General features: G+C 54.5%; 13 protein-coding genes. 4 read left to right on the top strand and 9 right to left on the bottom strand.

The window, feature by feature from the left end; all coding sequences use genetic code 11:
• Positions 1-67: 67 nt before the first annotated feature.
• Positions 68-1,720 (bottom strand): malate dehydrogenase (quinone), encoded by a 1,653-nt coding sequence (gene mqo / locus BJP35_RS19815; protein WP_014170951.1) that lies wholly within the window; start codon positions 1,718-1,720, stop codon positions 68-70.
• A 187-nt stretch (positions 1,721-1,907) separates the two neighbouring features.
• On the opposite strand from mqo, the gene BJP35_RS19810 reads away from it, so the two are divergent.
• Complete coding sequence (locus BJP35_RS19810) at positions 1,908-3,197, top strand: SulP family inorganic anion transporter (RefSeq protein ID WP_047742943.1); 1,290 nt, start codon at positions 1,908-1,910, stop codon at positions 3,195-3,197.
• Here the strand turns inward: BJP35_RS19810 and mgtE are convergent.
• The 6 genes from mgtE to BJP35_RS19780 all read right to left on the bottom strand — a co-directional run bounded on the left by mgtE (position 3,160) and on the right by BJP35_RS19780 (position 10,528).
• Positions 3,160-4,596, bottom strand: coding sequence for a magnesium transporter (gene mgtE / locus BJP35_RS19805; RefSeq protein WP_020883169.1), 1,437 nt, complete (start codon positions 4,594-4,596; stop codon positions 3,160-3,162). The two genes, BJP35_RS19810 and mgtE, sit on opposite strands and share 38 nt — an antisense overlap.
• Before the next feature lie 147 nt (positions 4,597-4,743).
• Positions 4,744-6,387, bottom strand: coding sequence for a multidrug ABC transporter permease/ATP-binding protein (locus tag BJP35_RS19800; protein WP_047742945.1), 1,644 nt, complete (start codon positions 6,385-6,387; stop codon positions 4,744-4,746).
• A gap of 75 nt (positions 6,388-6,462) precedes the next feature.
• Positions 6,463-7,113 carry a DNA oxidative demethylase AlkB gene (gene alkB, locus BJP35_RS19795; protein WP_020883168.1) on the bottom strand — a complete coding sequence of 217 codons (651 nt, stop codon included), beginning with the start codon at positions 7,111-7,113 and terminating at the stop codon, positions 6,463-6,465.
• Positions 7,113-8,171, bottom strand: a complete 1,059-nt coding sequence (ada, locus tag BJP35_RS19790) for a bifunctional DNA-binding transcriptional regulator/O6-methylguanine-DNA methyltransferase Ada (RefSeq protein WP_047742947.1) — start codon at positions 8,169-8,171, stop codon at positions 7,113-7,115. The genes alkB and ada overlap by 1 nt, the downstream gene beginning before the upstream one ends.
• Before the next feature lie 72 nt (positions 8,172-8,243).
• Positions 8,244-9,299 carry an FAD:protein FMN transferase ApbE gene (gene apbE, locus BJP35_RS19785; protein ID WP_014170957.1) on the bottom strand — a complete coding sequence of 352 codons (1,056 nt, stop codon included), beginning with the start codon at positions 9,297-9,299 and terminating at the stop codon, positions 8,244-8,246.
• A gap of 113 nt (positions 9,300-9,412) precedes the next feature.
• Entirely contained in the window at positions 9,413-10,528 is a 1,116-nt protein-coding gene (locus BJP35_RS19780) for a porin OmpC (protein WP_020883165.1), read from the bottom strand.
• Positions 10,529-11,271: 743 nt separating this feature from the next.
• Here BJP35_RS19780 and rcsD point away from each other — a divergent pair.
• Together rcsD and rcsB are read left to right on the top strand one after the other, a co-directional pair.
• On the top strand, positions 11,272-13,944 hold the full coding sequence (rcsD, locus tag BJP35_RS19775; RefSeq protein WP_020883163.1) for a phosphotransferase RcsD: 2,673 nt from the start codon (positions 11,272-11,274) through the stop codon (positions 13,942-13,944).
• Between the two features lie 16 nt (positions 13,945-13,960).
• Positions 13,961-14,611: a response regulator transcription factor RcsB gene (gene rcsB, locus BJP35_RS19770; RefSeq protein WP_006176468.1), complete on the top strand. Its 651-nt coding sequence runs from the start codon at positions 13,961-13,963 to the stop codon at positions 14,609-14,611.
• A gap of 87 nt (positions 14,612-14,698) precedes the next feature.
• Here the strand turns inward: rcsB and rcsC are convergent, their stop codons facing one another.
• Both rcsC and gyrA read right to left on the bottom strand, forming a co-directional pair.
• On the bottom strand, positions 14,699-17,545 hold the full coding sequence (rcsC, locus tag BJP35_RS19765; protein WP_014170962.1) for a two-component system sensor histidine kinase RcsC: 2,847 nt from the start codon (positions 17,543-17,545) through the stop codon (positions 14,699-14,701).
• Between the two features lie 134 nt (positions 17,546-17,679).
• Positions 17,680-20,316, bottom strand: coding sequence for a DNA topoisomerase (ATP-hydrolyzing) subunit A (gyrA, locus tag BJP35_RS19760; RefSeq protein WP_014170963.1), 2,637 nt, complete (start codon positions 20,314-20,316; stop codon positions 17,680-17,682).
• Positions 20,317-20,462: 146 nt separating this feature from the next.
• Here gyrA and ubiG point away from each other — a divergent pair, with 146 nt between their 5' ends.
• The gene (ubiG, locus tag BJP35_RS19755; RefSeq protein WP_014170964.1) at positions 20,463-21,191 is read left to right on the top strand and encodes a bifunctional 2-polyprenyl-6-hydroxyphenol methylase/3-demethylubiquinol 3-O-methyltransferase UbiG; all 729 of its coding nucleotides are present in this window, start codon (positions 20,463-20,465) and stop codon (positions 21,189-21,191) included.
• Positions 21,192-21,375: the final 184 nt, after the last annotated feature.

Raw genomic sequence — 21,375 nt, 5'->3', positions numbered from 1 at the left:
GACCCGGCCATGATACTGTGCGGTTAAATAAGCCGGGTAAGCGCTAACGCTACCCGGCTTTTTCACATCAGAGTGCGATATCCGCGACCGGTTTGTTTTCCGCCTGAGGCTTCAGCTCTGCCTTTGGTGCTGCGTCAGCAGCAGCTTGCGGCTTCACATATTGCAGCTGCAGAACGCGGCTGGTGTATTCCAGTTCCTGTTCCGTCGCGTCAACGTTACCGTTCAGCTTAGTGCCGTAAGAAGGAATAATGGTTTTCAGTTTTGCCTGCCATTCCGGGCTGGCAACTTTGTCTTTAAACACTTTTTCCATCAGATGCAGCATGATTGGCGCAGCGGTAGAAGCCCCCGGTGACGCACCCAGCAGCGCAGCAACAGTGCCTTCTTTGTCACTGACCACTTCGGTACCCAGACGCAGTACACCGCCCTCTTTCGGATCGCGTTTGATGATCTGTACACGCTGACCCGCCTGCCACAAACGCCAGTCTTCTTTCTTCGCCTGCGGATAGTACTCTTTCAGCGCGTCAAAGCGTTCATCGTCAGAGAGCATCACCTGGCTAATCAGGTATTTCACCAGATCGAAGTTATCCAGACCGACGTCCATCATGGGCTTAACGTTAGAGGTGGTGGTCGCACTCAGCAGGTCCCAGAGGGAACCGTTTTTCAGGAACTTCGTGGAGAAGGTCGCGAATGGCCCGAATAGCACCACACGTTTACCGTCAAGCACGCGGGTGTCGATGTGCGGAACGGACATGGGTGGCGCACCAACGGAAGCCTGACCGTAGACTTTTGCCAGGTGACGATTCACCACTTCCGGGTTTTCAGACACCAGGAACTGACCGCCCACCGGGAAGCCTGCGTAATCGTCAGCTTCCGGAATACCGGTTTCCTGCAGCAGTTTCAGCGCCGCGCCGCCCGCACCAATAAAGACAAACTTCGCCTTGATGACGTGCTCTTCTTCATTGTGTTTCAGATCGGCAACGGTCACGCTCCAGCTGTTATCCGCATTGCGCTTAAAGCCACGCACTTCGGTGCTGAGCTGCAGATTAAAGTTCTCTTTTTTCTGCAGGGAACCTACCAGCTGGCGGGTAATTTCGCCGTAGTTCACGTCAGTACCAATTTCAGTACGGGTTGCGGCAACTTTCTGGTTCGGGTCACGACCTTCCATGACCAGCGGAGCCCACTCTTTAATCTGCGCGTGATCTTCGGAGTATTTCATGCCGCGGAACAGCGTGCTCTGCTGCAGAGCCGCATAGCGCGCACGCAGGAAGTTAACGTTTTGCTCGCCCCACACAAAGCTCATGTGCGGCACGGTGTTGATGAAGGAGTGCGGATCGTGCATTACGCCGCTGTTCACCTGGTGAGACCAGAACTGGCGAGAAATCTGGAATGCTTCGTTGATCTCAACCGCCTTCTCGATACTAATGGAACCGTCCTTTTTCTGCGGTGTGTAGTTCAGTTCCATGAGTGCCGAATGGCCCGTACCGGCGTTGTTCCAGCCGTTCGAGCTCTCCTGCGCCACGCCATCGAGGCGCTCGACCATGGTCATAGACCAGTCCGGCTGCAGTTCTTGCAGATAGGTTCCCAGCGTGGCGCTCATAATACCGCCACCAATTAAAAGGACGTCCGTTTCCTGCTCTTTTGGCGTGTCAGCTTTTGCCGCCATTGAGACGGTATTCAGCCCCACGGCCAGAGACAAGAGCATGGCAGTCATTTTTTTCATAATTTATGCCTTAGTGTAAAAGTGCGTGATGCGTGGAAATTGCAGGTGAAAAAAGCTGCGCGGGAACGGTAACAACTTTTAAATGGTGTTTAAAGGTTAAGAAATTATTGTAATTGTGAAATTTAATGATGGATTGTTTGTGAGGGATTACCTATGCGGCTGGCAAAAGGCGGCTTTTCTGGCTAGTATGTTGCGTTTTGTGATCGCGCGCACGGAAGCCTGCCCTAACCTGCGAAGTGTTATGTCATTACCCGATTCTTCTTTACCCCATGAAGGCCATGTCGCCTCGGTGTTACGCTCTCCCCGGCTGCTGATGCGTGAAACGCTGGCAGGCGTGATTACTGCCCTGGCGCTTATTCCTGAAGTGATTTCGTTTTCTGTCGTCGCAGGGGTTGATCCTAAAGTCAGCCTGATTGCTTCCGTGGTGCTGTGTCTTGCCCTGTCCGTGCTCGGCGGCCGCCCGGCAATGGTCACGGCGGCAGCGGGTTCCGTGGCGCTGGTGATTGGCCCGATGGTGCATCAGCATGGCGTGCAGTACATTTTGCCGGCCGTTCTGCTGGCCGGGGCGATCCAGATCCTCTTCGGCGTGCTCGGCATGGCGCGACTGATGCGCTTTATTCCGCAGTCGGTGATGACCGGGTTTGTTAACGCGCTCGGTATTTTGATCTTCTTCGCCCAGGTTCCCCATTTCTGGAGCCGAAGCCCGCTGATTGTGGGCCTGTTCGTGCTGACGCTGCTGATCGTCCTCTGGGTGCCCCGCTATATCAAAAGTATCCCCGCGCCGCTTATTGCCATTGTGGTGTTAACCCTGTTTACCGTGACCACCGGGCAAATCCTGCCGACCGTGGGTGACGAAGGCACCATGAGCGGTGGCCTGCCCGGGCTGACGCAGCTGCTTGTCCCGCTGAACACCGATACGCTGAGCATTATCTGGCCATGCGCATTAAGCATTGCGTTTGTGGGTCTGCTGGAGTCGCTGCTGACGGCAAAATTGGTGGATGAGCTGACGGCGAGCCCGTCCGGCAAGCGCCGCGAAAGCATTGGTCTGGGCATCGGTAACATTCTGGCCGGCTGGTATGGCGGTATCGCAGGCTGCGCCATGATTGGTCAAACCATCGTCAACGTGGAGATGGGCAAAGGCCGCAGCCGCATTTCCACTGTTGCGGCCGGTCTGGTGCTTCTGGTGCTGGTGACGGCGCTGAGTGAAGTGATGGCCCGCATCCCGATGGCCGTGCTGGCCGGGATTATGGCGATTGTCGCCGTCAAAACCTTCAGCTGGCATAGCCTGCAGCCCGCGACGGTGAAAAATGCCCCCCTTGCGGAAACGGTCGTGATGCTGGTGACCGTTGCAGCCACGGTATCAACCGGTAACCTGGCCATTGGCGTGCTGGGCGGGATTATCGTGATGGCACTCCTTCCCGCCCGAATTAAGCGTCGGGTTAAAGAAGAAAAAGCGTTGCCAGCCCAAGAAAAATAAAGAAGCCGCCCGTATCGGTGATGGCAGTGATCATGACGCTCGACCCCACTGCGGGGTCGCGCCCGAGTTTTGTCATCGTCAACGGGATGATGACGCCCATCATCGACGCAACCAGCAGGTTCAGCACCATCGCCAGCATCATCACGCCGCCTAATGCCATATCGTCGTACAGCCACCAGGTAATGCCGCCCATAATTCCGCCCCACACCAGGCCATTAATCAGCGCCACGCCCATCTCTCTGAAGATCAGGAAGGCAAAGTTACCCGGCTGAATGTTCTCCAGCGCCAGCGCGCGAACAATCATGGTGATGGTCTGGTTGCCGGTATTGCCACCTATCCCGGCCACAATCGGCATCAGCGAGGCTAACGCGACCAGCTGCGAAATGGTGTGTTCGAAGCCATCAATCACGCGGGAGGCGATAAACGCGGTACAGAGGTTAATGGCAAGCCAGGCCCAGCGGGTTTTGACCGCCTTGCCCACGGAGGCATGGACGTCATCTTCGGCGCTGATCCCACCAAGCGCACGCAGATCGTTATCGGTCTCTTCGTAGACCACGTCAACGATCTCATCGATTGTCAGACGTCCCATCAGCTTGCCGACCGAGTCCACGACCGCCGCACTCACGAGGTCGTCACGTTCGAAGGTACGCGCGGCTTTTTCCGCGTCATCCTCCGGCGAGAAGACCATCGGCTCGTTTTCCATGACCTCGCTCACCCGCCGCTGAGTGCTGTTGAGCAGGATCGTTTTCAGCTCCAGCTCACCAAGCAAGGTTTTATCCCGCGAGGTCACGAACAGTTTATCGGTGTTGTCGGGCATACTCCCCAGGCGGCGTAAATAACGCTGCACCGTGCCGAGCGTGACGTCCGGGCGCACCGTGATGACGCCAAACTCCATAATTGCGCCAACGCTGTGTTTATCGTAGTGCATCACCTGGCGCACGCGCGCCCGCTCATCGGCAGGCAACGAGGCCAGCAGTCGGCCGGTCAGGTTACGCGGCAGGTGTTGAACAAGGTAAATCTGTTCGTCGATATCCAGCGTTTGCAGGGCATCAAGAATATCCCGGTCGCTCATCTCATCGATAAGGTCATCCCAGACGTTTTCCGACGCCTCCAGCAGCACCTGCCCGCGTTCGTGATCCTGCACCAGACGCCACAGGGCGTGACGCTCTTCCGAGGGAAGCGCTTCGAGGGTATCCGCCAGGTCGGGCGGAGGCAAATGGGCAACCAGTGCACCTACCTCAGCAATATCGTCGGCTAAAGTGCCGACATCATATTGCTCAGCCAGGGTCAGTTTGCCCAGTAACGCAGACGTGACCGCTTTATCGGTCGTGAGAAGCCAGATGAGACGCGCACGTTCCTGGTCACGCTGCCGGGCGCTGTTTTTCTTTAATACCGACATCAATCATAAATCCATGAAATGAGATGGCATTAAGCATAGCGCGGGGATATGTAAATAAGAATAAACAACGGGACGGGATGCATAAAAAAGCGGCACATCGGCCGCGATTTTATCCCCTCTCCCGGTCGGAGAAGGGAAGACGAGACATCAGGCCGTGCGCGCTACCGCATCACGAGACGCCGCATCGCGCTCCTCGCCGGTCAACTCGCTGAGCTTACCGTCGCGCATCTCCAGCAGACGGTCGGCATGAATGAAGTAGTGATCGTCATGGCTGATGGCGAAAATAGTTTTGCCCATCGCCTTCATCAGCGGCAGTAACACCTGATAAAACTCGCGGCGGAAATGCGGGTCCTGGTCTGCCGCCCACTCATCAAGCAGGATGATGTCGCGCTCTTCAGCCAGTGCCAGCAGCAATGCCACGCGCTTTTTCTGCCCCTTCGAGAGTTTCAGGTTCAGGATTTTACCGTCCTGAAGCTCAAGCTTATGGGACATCTGCAGTTGCCCAAGCCATTTCTCCACCAGCGCAGGGTTAGCCTGCTGCCCTTCCGGCCCCAGCAGCTGATCAAAGAGCCAGACATCGGTGAAGACCGCCGAGAAGAGCTTGCGATAATCCTCTGGTTTCTCCGCGCTCAGCGCTTTACCATCCAGCAAAATCTCGCCCGATTGCGGCTGATATAAGCCGGTGAGCAGCATCGCCAGCGTGGATTTCCCGCTACCGTTACCGCCAATCAGGAACAGCAGCTCGCCGCGATGAATCGTCAGGTTTACCGGTCCGACGGAAAAAGCGTTGTCCTGATAGCGGAACATGACGTTACGCAGCTCCAGGGTTTGCCAGTTCGGGAAGGCCTGCGGGCGTGGGAATTCGGCTTTAAACGGTGCGAGATCGAATTTATTGAGCTTGTTAAACGCCACCTGAGCGCTCAGCAACGTTGGCAATGCGCCCACGGCGGAGAGGAGCGGTGTACGCAAAAACAGCAGCGTCAGTGAATAGGTCGCCGCGACGTTGGTATCCGCCCATCCCAGACTGTTCGCCATCCAGAAGACCAGGCCAATGGCGCCCAACATCATAATGTTCGACCAGTTCACCGCGCTCAGGTGGAAGGTATCGGCGCGAATGATGTGATGCCGGTATTCGCGGGCATCGGGAATATAGAGATGGTTAAAGATATGCTCGGCACGCTCGCGATTCAGGGTCAGCTCTTTACGCCCTTCCAGCACGGTCTGGTAATCGTTATAGAGCTTATCCTCGGTTTCACGCAGCACCGCCATGTGTTTATAGACGCGCGACACCAGCAGAAAACCGCCCCAGATGGTGATAACAATCCACAGCGCAGTGACCGCCAGCATTTTTGTGGAGAGCCAGGCGAGATACGCTGCCGAACCAAAGGTCAAAATAATGCCCTGCACCAGCTCCGGCAGACGAACGAAGGCAATGGTAATGGCGCGCACGTCGCTGGTCAGCCCTGCCAGCAGGGAGGCACTTCCAAGCTGCTCAACGCGTTCTACCTGCGTGTCCAGAATACGCTTGATAAATTCACTGCGCAGACGGAAAACGAAATGGTGTCCCAGCGCCGTCAGCGCCAGCTGCGAGCCGAGCGTCACCGCCATCAACAGCAGTAGCAGGCCAAGAAACTCCGGCAGGACGGCGAGTGAGGTATCGACCATTTCAATCAAGCGCACGTTAATAAACGCGATCAGGCCGATACCTAACGCGGCGCTGGCGAGGCTTAACGCCATGACGGCAATGAAGGGCCAGCGATACTGACGCCAGACGAGGAGAAGTAGTTGCATGCAGGCAATCCGGGCAATAAAAATCAGCCAGCAGTTTAAACTGCCGGACGGTTACATCAAGAATAATTCTTATTTTTATTGGCCACGGGATGCCTGCCGGAACGTCAAGTTAAGACGGAACTCGCCGGTCTGAGGATGTACTCCCGGTTTGAGGGGCTGAATGCCGTGATAAAAAAGCCGCGATTCCCTGCCCCAAACCACCACATCACCGTGCTCCAGCATGAGCCGTTTCAGCGGATCGTTACGGCGTAATCCGCCAAACTGGAAGACCGCGGGCAGGCCTAAGGATACCGAGACGATCGGCGCGCGCAGATCGGGTTCATCCTTGTCCTGATGCAGCGAGAGCTTTGCCCCCACGGCGTAGCGGTTAATCAGACAGGCATCCGGGCGAAAGTCGGCATAGCCCGCTTCAACGGCGGCGTCATGGCAGAGCGCCCGAAAAACGTCAGGCATCGGCGGCCATGGCTGGCCGGTTACAGGATCGCCCGGGGCATATACATAGCCCTGCGCGTTTGTCGCCCAGCCCAGTTCTCCGCAGTTCGTCATCGCCACCGACATGGTGTACCCCCCGGGCGTCACCATATGTCGAAACGGCGAGACCGCCGCCACCTCATCGATGCCGGCAAGCAGCGCCGCCGCGCGGGAAAGCGCAAAGCGGCGCAGGATCACCGCGCCGGGCGCAAGGGGCTCCTGCCAGGGTTCCGCATCCGCAAAAAGATCGAGCATTATCCCTCCGGGTTCTTTGCCTCACGTTTCAGTAACAACGCCTTTCGTTCTATCCCCCAGCGGTAGCCCGAAAGCGCACCGTCGTGACGAACAACACGGTGGCAGGGGATGATAACGGCCAGTTTATTTGCGGCACAGGCTCCCGCCACCGCACGCACAGCGCCTGGGCTACCGATCGTCTGCGCCACCTGGCGATAACTTGCCGTTTCACCGCGGGGAATGTCACGAAGCGCCTGCCACACACGCTGCTGGAAAGCGGTGCCCCGAATATCCAGCGGAAGTGCCAGCGGCACGGTATGGTCATCGATAGCGCTAATCACCCGCTCAATACGCCGGGCGAATTCTCCTTCCAGCGTTTCTCGCTCTGCTTTTGGAAACAGCGTCAAAAGCTCCTCGGTTAATGTCTCATCGTCGTCACCCAGCAGAATTGCGCAGATCCCGCGCTCGCTTTCACCCACCAGGCAACGGCCTAACGAACACTCACCAATCGCATAACGCACCGCCACATCCCCTTTCCGGTACTGCTTCGCCGTCATGCCCAGCGCAGCGTTGGCTTGACGATAATAGCTGCTGCTGTCAGGAAACCCGGCGGCCAGCACGGCATCGGTAATTTTGTCCCCCTGCGCAAGCGCGGTACGCAGGCGTTGTACCCGCGCCGCCTGTTGCCAGGCTTTAGGCGTCATACCGGTAACGGACTTAAACAAGCGGTGGAAGTGGAAAGGACTCATGGCGACCTGCTGCGCCAGCATTTCCAGCGTTAACGCGGGATCGCGCTCCAGCAGGCGGCAGGCATGTTCAACTTTTGCCAGCGTCTGTTCCTGCGGATCGCGTTTGTCCGGCTGACAGCGTTTACACGGGCGAAACCCTGCCTGAAGGGCATGATCTACATCGGGGTAGAAGCGGACATTTTTACGTAACGCGTGGCGGGCACGACAGGACGGACGACAGACGATCCCCGTCGTTTGCACGGCAAAGACAAACTGATCGTCAGCACGCGGATCGCGAGCCAGCACGGCCAGCCAGCGATCGTCATCGGTAGTAAAGGTCGGGTTTTTCATCATCAGCTCCTCTTACAAGCATACATACAGCGTGCCCGAGTGCCACTGATTAAAAACCCGCAACCTTGCTTTTTAATTCTTATCACTCACCAGGAAGCTGTCGAACTGCGGCGAACTCCAGGTTTTGAAGCCATCAGCCTCTTTGGTGATCATATAGACAGCCAGTCCTTCCTGGCGGACCACCTCTTTGGCTTTCTCCGGACCGAGGACCATTAACCCGGTATCCCAGGCATCGGCTTCCAGCGCGGTGGGGGCAATGACCGTCACCGAGACCAGATTATGCGCGATTGGGCGGCCGGTCTGCGGATCGATGACATGCGAAATCCGCTTCCCGTCGAGCTCATAATAGTTACGGTAACTCCCGGAGGTGCTGATACCGTGACCGTTAATATCTACAATCGCCTGTACGGCGTTTTGCTGGTCGGTCGGTTTTTGAATCGCCACTCGCCACGGATTACCGCTGGCATTCATGCCGCGGCTGACTAACGCACCGCCCACGGACACCAGGTAACGCGAAATACCTTCCTGGGCCATCAGCGCGGCCAGATGATCTGCCGCATACCCTTCCCCTACCGTCGACAGATCAACAAACAGATCGGGAATATCTTTTTGCAGGTACTGTTGCCCGTACTGGTTGATCACCGTCAGGTGCTGCAACCCTGTCCGGGCGCGGGCGTCATCTATCGCCGCCTGGTCAGGCGTGGTGACAGGCTGCTTGTTCGGGCCAAACCCCCACAGGTTAACCAGCGGCCCCACGGTCACGTCCATCGCGCCGTTGGTCTTGTAGCCCACGCGCATTGATTCGGTCACGATATCGGCCATTGCTTCGCTCACCGGCCACAGGGAAGTGCTGGTAGAGAGGTTAAAGCGCATCAGCGCAGAGTCATTTTTGTAGGTCGAAAGAAGCTGATCGTCGGCGTCCAGCTGCGACTGAATTTTGCTGCGAAGTTCGTCAGCGCGTGTCTTATCGAGATTCATCACGCTGACACGCCAGAATGTGCCCATCGTTTTGCCTTCCAGCACCGTCGCCGCGGGAGCATCCGTTTTGGCCACAGGCGTGGAAGAGTCACATGCTGTCAGGAAAAAAAGTATAGCCAGGAAGCTGGCGCGTAAAAAAGTCATGTCCATTCATTATTATCCTCATGCCAGGGCGGCAAGAGTACACCAAAAGGGTGAATTGTAAGAACCGAAAAGGCACGAAAAAGGGGCCATAAGGCCCCCTTTGTCACACGATGAAGCGATTAGAACTGGTAAACCAGACCCAGCGCTACGATATCATCAGTACCGATACCCGCCTGACGGGTGAATTCATTTTCATCAACCAGGTTGATTTTGTAATCAACGTAGGTGGACATGTTTTTGTTGAAGTAGTAAGTCGCGCCAACATCAACATATTTCAGCAGATCCTGATCGCCGTAACCTTCGATGTCTTTACCTTTGGACTGCAGGTAAGCCACGGATGGACGCAGACCGAAGTCGAACTGGTACTGAGCAACCACTTCGAAGTTCTGTGCTTTGTTAGCAAAGCCGTAAATGTCGCTGCTGCTCTGAGAGTTACCGAAACGGGTTGCGTTATAGGTCTGAGAGTACTGCGCCGCCAGGTAGATGTTGTTGGCGTCGTATTTCAGGCCACCAGAGTAAACTTCAGCACGATCGCCTTCGCCTTTCAGCGCCAGGTTAGCGGTGTCGTTCTGGTCAGCAGTACGTTTAGAAGAAGACATCGCACCACCGATGCTGAAGCCTTCGCCCAGGTTGTAGGTCACAGACGCGCCGTAACCGTCACCGTTCTGTTTCAGGGTGCTACGACCGGAATCGTTTTCACCGCTTACGCTGCCGTTTTTACCCTGATACTGCAGAGCAAAGTTCAGACCATCAACCAGACCAAAGAAGTCCTGGTTACGGTAGGTTGCTACGCCGTTAGCACGGGATTGCAGGAAGTTGTCTGCACCGTAGGTGTCGCCGCCAAATTCTGGCAGAACGTCAGTCCAGGATGTTACGTCGTAGATCACACCGTAGTTACGACCATAATCGAAAGAACCCGCGTCAGCGAATTTCAGACCCGCGAACGCTACACGCGTCCAGGACTGGTTGTCGCTTTCAGAGGTGTTGCCCTGAATCTGGTATTCCCACTGGCCGTAACCGGTCAGCTGATCGTTAACCTGGGTTTCGCCTTTGAAGCCAAGACGCATGTAAGTCTGGTCGCCATCATTGCTCTTGTCGTCAGAGAAATAGTGCAGACCATCAACTTTGCCGTACAGATCTAATTTGTTGCCATCTTTGTTATAAATTTCAGCCGCATTTGCTGCGCCTGCCACCAGCAGAGCTGGTACCAGGAGGGACAGTACTTTAACTTTCATTTTATTAACCCTCTGTTATATGCCTTATAATTGCCACTGCTTACTGATTAACCCTCATTAACCAGTCGGCAATTTCATTCTCCGCAAAATTACAGAATAATCCAACGGGAATATGATACGAAAACTTTGAAAATGTTTCATTTCACGATAAACATGTTTCAAAATGTAAATATCAAGGAACTTTTACAAAGCACAGAGAGCTTAAGAATTTAGCACTTATCATCAAGTGAGAAGAAAAAACATTTAAATTCAGTAAACTACATTAAAAATATTTACAGCACTGAATGACAAAACAAGATCGGCCGTTATCTCTAAAATAACTCTCGCTATCATCATTAACTTTATTTATTACCGTCATTCAGATTTGAATGTCTGTTTATCCCTAATTCTACCGAATGCCTGGCATTCGGTTTTTTTTTACCTTTCTTTACGTAGCATGCGTTTTTTTGTGCTACCGCACTGAAATTGTAACGACTATTAACTAAATTCGTTTCCTCTCTCCTCGAGAACCGCGTCATTACTGCAAATCTCAATTTCTTGTTAATTCGTGCTATTTACCGGTATGTATCGATTTTTATTTGTACACTCTCACTCGCTTTGTACATGTTTCATGCAATGGCGTTCTCCGATATTGTCAGCCGAAAAAGTGGCGGGTTCAAAGAGCGTGACGCTGGAAATTCAGGTATTACCCTTTATACTGCCCTATCGCCATAGAGCACGACCATTACGGGTTAAAGATATCAATGAGTCAGACTGAAACTACCGCTCCGAGCAAATTCTCCCTCTTACCCGGGAGCATCACCCGTTTCTTTCTTCTTTTGATCGTTGTGCTGCTAGTCACAATGGGGGTTATGGTTCAGAGCGCGGTTAACGCCTGGCTGAAGGACAAAAGCTATCAGGTTGTTGATATCACCCACGCCGTCCACAAGCGCATTGATACCTGGCGCTATGCAACCTGGCAGATTTACGACAACATCGCGGCCGCGCCGGCAACCTCTTCCGGAGACGGGCTTCAGGAGACTCGCCTGAAGCAAGACGTCTATTATCTGGAAAAACCACAGCGCAAAACCGAAGCGCTGATCTTCGGCTCTCATGACAGCGCAACGCTTGAGATGACCCAACGCATCTCAACCTATCTTGATACCCTTTGGGGTGCCGAGACAGTGCCGTGGTCGATGTACTATCTCAACGGTCAGGACAACAGCATGATCCTGATCTCAACCCTGCCGCTAAAAGATCTCTCTTCCGGTTTCAAAGAGACGACCGTGGGCAGCATTGTCGATTCCCGCCGGGCAGAAATGCTGCAGCAGGCGAACGCCCTTGATGAACGTGAGAGCTTCTCATCTCTGCGCCGCCTCGCCTGGCAGAATGGCCATTACTTTACGCTGCGTACCACTTTTAACCAGCCAGGCCATCTGGCGACGGTGGTGGCCTTTGATTTGCCCATCAATGACTTGATTCCACCGGATATGCCGCTCGACAGCTTCCGTCTGGAGCCGGACAGCAGCACTCAGAATATGCGTGCCGCATCGGACAAAGAGGCCGCAGAGAGCGTATCGATCTCCTTTAACGGCTCGAAAATTGAAATTGCCTCTTCGCTGAACTCAACCGGTATGCGTCTGGTGTGGCAAGTGCCGTTCGGCACCCTGCTGCTTGATACGCTGCAAAATATCCTCCTGCCCCTGCTGCTGAATATCGGCCTGCTGGCGCTGGCGCTGTTTGGCTACAGCACGTTCCGCTTCCAGTCAGGGCGTCAAAGCGATGCCGCCCCCGTCCCGGCAGGAACCAGTAACGAACTGCGCGTGTTGCGCGCGCTGAATGAAGAGATTATTTCCGTGCTGCCGCTTGGGGTGCTGGTTCACGATCAGGAAGCCAACCGTACGGTGATGAGCAATAAAATTGCTGACCACCTGCTGCCACATCTCAATCTGCAGAACATCACCGCCATGGCGGATCAACATCAGGGCGTGATTCAGGCCACCATTAATAACGAGCTGTATGAGATCCGACAGTTCCGCAGCCAGATCGCCTCCCGCACGCAGATCTTCATCATCCGCGATCAGGATCGTGAAGTGCTGGTGAATAAAAAGCTCAAGCAGGCACAACGTCTGTATGAGAAAAACCAGCAGGGGCGCGCTGCCTTTATGCAGAATATTGGTGATGCCTTCAAGAAGCCGTTAAAAATGCTGGCTACCCAGGCGGCGGCGCTGAATACATCTGAAAGCCATCAGCTTGCCTGCCAGGCCGACTCGCTGGTACGCATGGTAGATGAGATCCAACTGGCGAATATGCTCGAAAATGATTTCTGGAAAGGAACGCCGACCCTCTTCTCTATCCAGAATCTGATCGATGAAGTGGTGCCTGAGGTCCTGCCCGTGATTAAGCGCAAAGGGCTGCAGCTGCTGATCAATAACCATTTACCGGCGAATGATGAACGTCACGGCGATCGCGAAGCGCTGCGTCGCATTCTGCTGATGATTATTCAGTACGCCGTCACCACCACCCAGATCGGGAAGATCACCCTGGAAGTCAGTACCGACGAGTCGGCTGAAGATCGCCTGACGTTCCGTATCCTGGATACCGGGGAAGGCGTAACGACAAGCGAAATCGATAATCTGCATTTCCCGTTCCTGAATGACACCCAGAGCGATCATTACGGCAAGGCCAATGCCCTGACCTTCTGGCTGTGCGATCAGCTGGCACGTAAGCTCGGTGGCCATCTGAATATCAAGGCCCGCGAATCACTTGGCACGCGTTACTCACTGCACGTTAAAATGGCGGCGAATCCACAGGAAGAAGACGAAGAACGCCTGCTGGATGATGTTGTCGTGATGGTGGATGTGACCTCGAACGAGATCCGCAATATTGTGGTTCGTCAGTTAGAAAACTGGGGCGCGGCCTGCATAACGCCGGATGAAAGACTCTCAAGTCAAGAATTTGATCTGTTTTTAACTGATAATCCGTCTAATCTTACTGCCTCCGGCTTGCTTTTAAGCGATGATGAGCCAGGCGTGCGAAAAATCGGCCCAGGCCAGCTGCGCGTCAACTTTAATATAAGCAATGCGATGCAGGAAGCTGTACTACAACTAATAGAAGAGCAACTGGCGCAGGAAGAGATAGCGGAATCACCGTTAGGCGGCAATGAAAATGCCGAGCTTCACGCCAGCGGATACTATTCACTCTTTGTTGATACAGTACCAGATGATGTTAAGCGGTTGTATACTGAGTCCGCTGCGAATGATTTTGCAGCGCTGGCACAGACAGCACACCGGCTTAAAGGGGTGTTTGCCATGCTTAATCTGGTTCCCGGCAAGCAGTTATGTGAAACGCTGGAACATCTAATTCGTGAGAAAGATGCCTCTGGCATTGAAAAATACATCAGCGACATTGACGCCTACGTCAAAAGCTTGCTGTAGCAAGGTAGCCTTATACATGAACAATATGAACGTAATTATTGCCGATGACCATCCGATTGTACTGTTCGGTATTCGCAAATCACTTGAACAGATCGAGTGGGTGAATGTAGTCGGTGAATTTGAAGACTCTACAGCACTGATCAATAACCTCCCAAAGCTTGATGCGCATGTGCTCATCACCGATCTCTCCATGCCTGGGGACAAATACGGTGATGGGATCACACTCATCAAATATATCAAACGTCACTTCCCGGACATTTCGATCATTGTTCTGACCATGAACAACAACCCGGCCATTCTCAGCGCCGTGCTGGATCTGGATATCGAAGGGATTGTGCTGAAACAGGGTGCGCCGACCGATCTGCCAAAAGCGCTCGCTGCTCTGCAGAAAGGCAAGAAGTTCACGCCTGAAAGCGTCTCTCGTTTGCTGGAAAAAATCAGCGCCGGTGGCTATGGCGACAAACGCCTGTCTCCGAAAGAGAGCGAAGTTCTGCGCCTGTTCGCCGAAGGTTTCCTGGTCACCGAGATTGCCAAGAAGCTGAACCGCAGTATTAAAACCATCAGTAGCCAGAAGAAATCAGCAATGATGAAACTGGGTGTGGATAACGATATTGCGCTGCTGAACTATCTCTCCTCCGTTACGCTGAGCGCGTCGGATAAGGATTGATGTTTACCGGGTGTGCGGCCTGATGGCCTCACCTCCCCCTCCCGGCGTGTGAGGGAAACAACAAAAAAGGCCCTGACGGGCCTTTTTTTATACTCTCGCTTTTCTGACCCGTTCCGCATACACGGAAATCGTCTGTTTCAGGACGTCCAGCGTCACCGGTTTCGACAGACAACTGTCCATCCCTGACTCCAGACAGCGCTGTTTCTCTTCCGCCAGCGCATTCGCCGTCACGCCCACGACCGGCAACGTCAGGCCAAGCTGGCGTATACGCTGCGTCAGACGGTAGCCATCCATATTCGGCATGTTGACGTCGCTAAGAACGATATCAATGTGGTTTTTACTCAGCACGTTCAGCGCATCCACGCCGTCATTGGCGGTTTTGCACTGATAGCCAAGCGAACCCAGCTGGTCTGCCAGCAGGCGACGGTTAATCGGATGGTCATCCACCACCAGAATCATCATATCGTCATTCAGCGATGCCAGCGCATCCGGTGACGGCAACTCCGTCGCCCCATCGCTATCTTCCAGCTGCACGCTGTAAATACGTGCCAGCAGGCTCATGAGCTCATGCGGCGTCGCCACGCTGTGCACCCATTCACCCGGAGCTCGTTCGACCGGAATACCGATATGGCGACGGCAGAAGTGAACCACCCCTCTGCCCTGCCAGGGTTGCTCCAGCACCTCGTCGGTGATCAGCACGTCGTCGACATCCGGCGTTTGCCCTTCATAGCGGGACACGCGCACGCCGCTGTGGGTAAGAAGCGCCGTCAGGTAATCATTCAGTGAGGCATTGTGTACTGCCAGCCAGCAGCGCTTATCGCTCAGCCCGTCCACCACCGCTTTTGCCGGGTACTGGGCAGAATAGAGCGGAATGCGGATAGTAAACTGGCTGCCCATGCCTGGCTCGGTATCAACGGAGATATCGCCGTCCATCATGCTCACGAGCTTCTCACAGATCGCCAGACCCAACCCGGTCCCCTGGAAGTTACGCTGTACGCCGGTACCGACCTGGAAGAACGGGTCAAACAGACGCACCACTTCCTTCGCCGGGATACCCACGCCGGTATCACGCACGCGAATACTCAGGTAGTCCCCTGCCCGGCACACATGCAACACAATGCAGCCGATATCGGTAAATTTAATGGCGTTACTGAGCAGGTTAGAAATGACCTGCTGCAGACGCATCGGATCGCCATGCAGCGTCAGCGGCACGTCCGGCTCAATAAAGCAGTAGAGGCCCAGCTGTTTACGCACCACCAGCGGCAGATAGTTGGCGCTGATGTGGTTCATCACCTCGCGCGGAGAGAACTCCCGCGGCTCAATTTTCAGCTGCTCCGACTCAATTTTGGAGAAATCGAGAATATCGCTGATGATTTTCAGCAGCAGGCTGGAGGAGTTATTCATCGCCGTCACCAGGCGATCGACCCCTTTCGGCAGCTCTTTGGTCTGCAGAAGATCAAGGTTACCGATAATCCCGTACAGCGGGGTACGCAACTCGTGGCTGACGGTGGCGAGGAACATGGATTTTGACTGGCTGGCCTGCTCGGCGGCCTGCGCCATCTCCTGCAACGACTCTTCCATCTTCACACGCGCCGAGACGTCTACCAGGACGCAAATTGCCACGTTCTCATTACGATAGCGGGAGTGCACAAAGCTGATTTGCAGGTTCGTGTGCGTGCTGGTCAGCACGTCAACGAAGTTCACCTGCTGGCCACAGATAATCTGCGTCAGCCTCTGTCGGTCCTCATGCGTCAGCATGTTCAGGTAGTTATGCGCCAGCTCGTTACTGAGGATATTGGTCCCGTCCTGCGTGCGCAGGATGCAGATCCCCACCGGCGCCGAGGCGACAATCTTGCGGTTAAACTGCTCGTGCTCTTCCAGCCGCTGGGCGTCGCTTTCGGCGGGAATAAAGATTTTGCGCTCATACATTCGCGCCAGGGTAAACAGCGCCCCCCCGGCCAGCAGGTTCAGCAAAATCGCGTTCATGATAAGAATGCGGATCCGCTCAAGCACCATATCCACGGGCAGCGAATAGACAATACTCAGCGACGAAGGCGGCAAACTCTTTTTAAGCACCAGCTCACGGAAGCCTGAGGTATAGCCAAACCACGACCGCTCCTGCATCCAGTGCGGGTCAACGTTCAGTCGATTATCCGGACCGGCGAGTGAGATCAGGGTATGTCCATTTTCATCCAGAATGGTCACGCCCATCGGCAGACTGCCCGGCGTGAAGAAGTTTTCCATGCGAATGGTCTGTTCAATCCCCAGCAGCGCCTGCAGACGATTGCCCAGATAGACCGGCGTGAGGGCGTAGAAATAGCCCACGCCCATACGTGGCCCCTGGCTTATCCAGAAGATGTTATTCCCGCGCTCGTCCTGCGGCGCATTGCGATATTTCACAATCCGTTCGTGCAGGCTTTTCAGCGCATCATCGCGCTCAACGGGCACATCGCGCAGGCCAAAGTCGGCCATGCAGAGATTTTCACTGCCAATCAGGAAGACGCGGTTCAGATCATAGGCGGCGGAAAAGTTGTCACGCCAGTAGCGCATAAACCAGGAGAGCGACTCCAGTGAACCACGCCAGGTGCTGCCCATCGCAGAGCAATCGGAATCCGGAAACAGCGGCTCGAAATTCGGTACTTCGGTTTTGTCATTACGCCCACGGATGGCAAGAATGCCGTTTTCAGCGGTCAGGCGATTCTCGGCAATGTACTTCAGCTCCTTCATCACGTCGGACGTTCGCTGAATATAGCGCTGGGCCTGATCGGAGCTTAAGTTAAACTCCTGGCGGATCTCCGCTTCTTTCTGATGAAGGGCGTTAACGATGTAGAACACCGACAATAATGCCACCAGCAACCAAAGCAAGAGCGCCAGCGCCCGAAACAGATAGCGAGAGACTTTCAGCGTGGTACGAAAGGAGACGAGGTATTTCAAAGGGGCGAGGCTCCGCCGTCGGGGTCAAAAAGAATGTGGTTAAGGTAGCGGTAAACGCGCCTTGTCGCAACGTTCACTTATCTGCTTGTGCAAAAGAAAAGGGCCGGAAACCGGCCCTTTTGCATCAGGAGACATTACTCGTCAGCGTCATCCGCTGCATCATCTTCGGTATCGGCTTCTGGTGCGATTTCATCATCACCTTCTGCGACGCTACCGTCGATGGAGTCGAGCTCTTCGTCATCCACAGGCTCAGCTACACGCTGCAGACCCACGACGTTTTCATCTTCCGCGGTACGGATGAGGATCACACCCTGAGTATTACGGCCAACCACGCTGATCTCAGATACGCGTGTACGCACCAGCGTACCGGCATCCGTGATCATCATGATCTGGTCGGCATCGTCTACCTGTACCGCACCCACAACGGATCCATTGCGCTCGGTAACCTTGATAGAGATAACGCCCTGCGTGCCACGAGACTTGGTCGGGTATTCGCTTTCGGCAGTACGTTTACCGTAGCCGTTCTGCGTGACGGTCAGGATAGCACCTTCACCGCGCGGAACGATCAGGGAAACGACGGTATCTTCACCGGCCAGTTTGATACCACGAACACCTGTTGCAGTACGGCCCATCGCACGAACCGCGTTCTCTTTGAAGCGCACCACTTTACCGGCGGCGGAGAACAGCATCACTTCATCGGAACCGGAGGTAAGGTCAACGCCAATCAGTTCGTCACCGTCGTTCAGGTTCACCGCGATGATACCGGCAGAACGTGGACGGCTGAATTCGGTCAGCGCGGTTTTCTTCACGGTACCGCTGGCGGTCGCCATAAAGACGTTCACGCCTTCTTCGTACTCACGTACCGGCAGAATCGCGGTGATACGTTCGTTCGCTTCCAGCGGCAGCAGGTTCACGATTGGACGACCACGTGCACCACGGCTCGCTTCTGGCAGCTGATAGACCTTCATCCAGTAGAGACGACCACGGCTTGAGAAGCAGAGGATCGTGTCATGGGTGTTTGCCACCAGCAGACGGTCAATAAAGTCTTCTTCTTTAATACGTGCTGCCGATTTGCCTTTACCGCCACGACGCTGTGCTTCGTAGTCGGTCAGCGGCTGATACTTCACATAGCCCTGGTGAGACAGGGTGACCACCACATCTTCGCGGTTGATCAGATCTTCAATGTTGATATCAGAGCTGTTCGCCGTGATTTCGGTGCGACGCTCATCGCCGAACTGATCGCGGACCAGTTCCAGCTCTTCACGGATCACTTCCATCAGGCGCTCTGCGCTACCCAGGATATGCAGCAGCTCGGCAATCTGTTCCAGCAGTTCTTTGTATTCGTCGAGCAGTTTTTCGTGCTCAAGGCCAGTCAGTTTCTGCAGACGCAGATCCAGAATCGCCTGGGCCTGCTGTTCAGTCAGGTAGTACTGACCGTCACGCACGCCGAACTCAGGCTCCAGCCACTCAGGACGCGCAGCATCGTCGCCAGCGCGTTCCAGCATGGCGGCCACGTTGCCCAGATCCCACGGACGGGCAATCAGAGACGCTTTCGCTTCCGCAGGGGTTGGTGCACGGCGAATCAACTCAATGATTGGGTCGATGTTTGCCAGTGCAACGGCCAGCGCTTCAAGGATATGCGCACGGTCGCGGGCTTTACGCAGTTCGAAAATAGTACGGCGAGTCACCACTTCACGGCGGTGACGCACAAACGCGCTCAGAATATCTTTCAGGTTCATGATCTTCGGCTGACCATGGTGCAATGCAACCATGTTGATACCGAAGGAGACCTGGAGCTGAGTCTGGGAATACAGGTTGTTCAGTACAACCTCGCCCACCGCGTCGCGTTTGATTTCAATCACGATGCGCATGCCGTCTTTATCAGATTCGTCACGCAGCGCGCTGATGCCTTCAACACGTTTTTCTTTTACCAGCTCGGCGATTTTTTCAATCAGACGCGCTTTGTTCACCTGATACGGGATCTCGTGAACAATGATGGTTTCACGGCCGGTTTTGGCGTCCGCTTCCACTTCGGCGCGGGCACGGATATAAATCTTGCCACGTCCGGTGCGGTACGCTTCTTCAATACCACGACGACCGTTGATGATCGCCGCCGTCGGGAAGTCTGGACCCGGGATGTGTTCCATCAGCCCTTCAATGCTGATGTCTTCATCCTCAATATAGGCCAGGCAACCGTTGATCACTTCCGTGATGTTATGCGGTGGAATGTTGGTTGCCATACCGACGGCGATACCGGACGAACCGTTCACCAGCAGGTTAGGGATTTTCGTTGGCATAACGTCCGGAATGCGTTCCGTGCCGTCATAGTTATCAACGAAATCAACCGTCTCTTTTTCCAGGTCAGCCATCAGCTCATGGGCAATTTTCGCCAGACGGATTTCCGTATAACGCATTGCCGCGGCGGAGTCGCCGTCGATAGAACCAAAGTTACCCTGACCATCTACCAGCATGTAACGCAGCGAGAATGGCTGCGCCATTCGGACGATAGTGTCGTACACCGCGGAATCACCATGGGGATGGTATTTACCGATTACGTCACCAACGACACGGGCAGATTTTTTGTAGGCTTTATTCCAGTCATTGCCCAATACGTTCATGGCGTATAGTACGCGACGGTGTACCGGCTTCAGGCCATCGCGGACGTCCGGCAGCGCACGGCCAACAATGACCGACATCGCATAGTCCAGATAGGAGCTCTTCAGCTCTTCCTCGATGTTAACCGGTGTAATTTCTCTCGCAAGGTCGCTCATCTAACCGCTATCCCTCTACTGTATCCCGGATTCAAAGGTCGCAAATTATAACACAGCCGCGGTGATTGAGGTAAACCAATAAGCTTTATTCAACCGCGCGGGCTGATATACTCCGAAGTCTTGCAAAATAAGGAGTAAAAGCGCCCATGAATGCCGAAAAATCCCCGGTGGCTCACAACGTTGACCATGAAGAGATTGCCAAATTCGAAGCGGTGGCATCCCGCTGGTGGGATCTCGAAGGTGAGTTTAAACCTCTGCACCGCATTAACCCGCTGCGTCTGGGCTATATCGCGGAGCGTTCCGGCGGCCTGTTCGGTAAGAAAGTGCTCGACGTCGGCTGCGGCGGCGGCATTCTGGCAGAAAGCATGGCGCGCGAAGGGGCCACCGTCACCGGTCTGGATATGGGCTTTGAACCGCTGCAGGTTGCCCGTCTTCATGCGCTGGAATCTGGAGTGCAGGTGGAATATGTGCAGGAAACCGTCGAAGAACATGCGGCAAAGCATGCCCATCAGTACGACGTGGTGACCTGTATGGAGATGCTGGAGCACGTTCCCGACCCCCAGTCCGTGGTTCACGCCTGTGCAAAACTGGTGAAACCGGGCGGCCAGGTCTTCTTCTCGACGATCAACCGAAACGGAAAAGCCTGGCTGATGGCGGTCGTCGGGGCGGAGTATGTGCTGCGTATGGTGCCAAAAGGCACGCACGACGTGAAGAAATTCATCAAGCCTGCTGAATTACTGAGCTGGGTTGATCAGACGTGGCTCAAGGAGCAGCACATCACCGGTCTGCATTACAATCCATTGACCGATAAATTCAAACTCGCACCGGGTGTAGATGTTAACTATATGTTGCATACAACCGCCAAAAACGACTGACGTCATCCATTATTCTTATAAAGATTGCGCGACATCATGTTGCGCAATTCTGACCTCCCGTTGAAGAAATCAGCACTCGATCAAATTTTGAATTTTTTTTCTTAATTATTGACATCTCTTCCAGGCCTTACGGTACGAGGACTTAGCCTTTTTTACCCTTTGACAACCTCAATTTAACGTCAAA

This window comes from Enterobacter sp. J49 (assembly GCF_002148625.1).
Taxonomy (GTDB): Bacteria; Pseudomonadota; Gammaproteobacteria; order Enterobacterales; family Enterobacteriaceae; genus Enterobacter; species Enterobacter ludwigii.
Note: the sequence above shows the minus strand (reverse complement) of the source record. Positions and strands in the feature narration are given on the sequence as shown.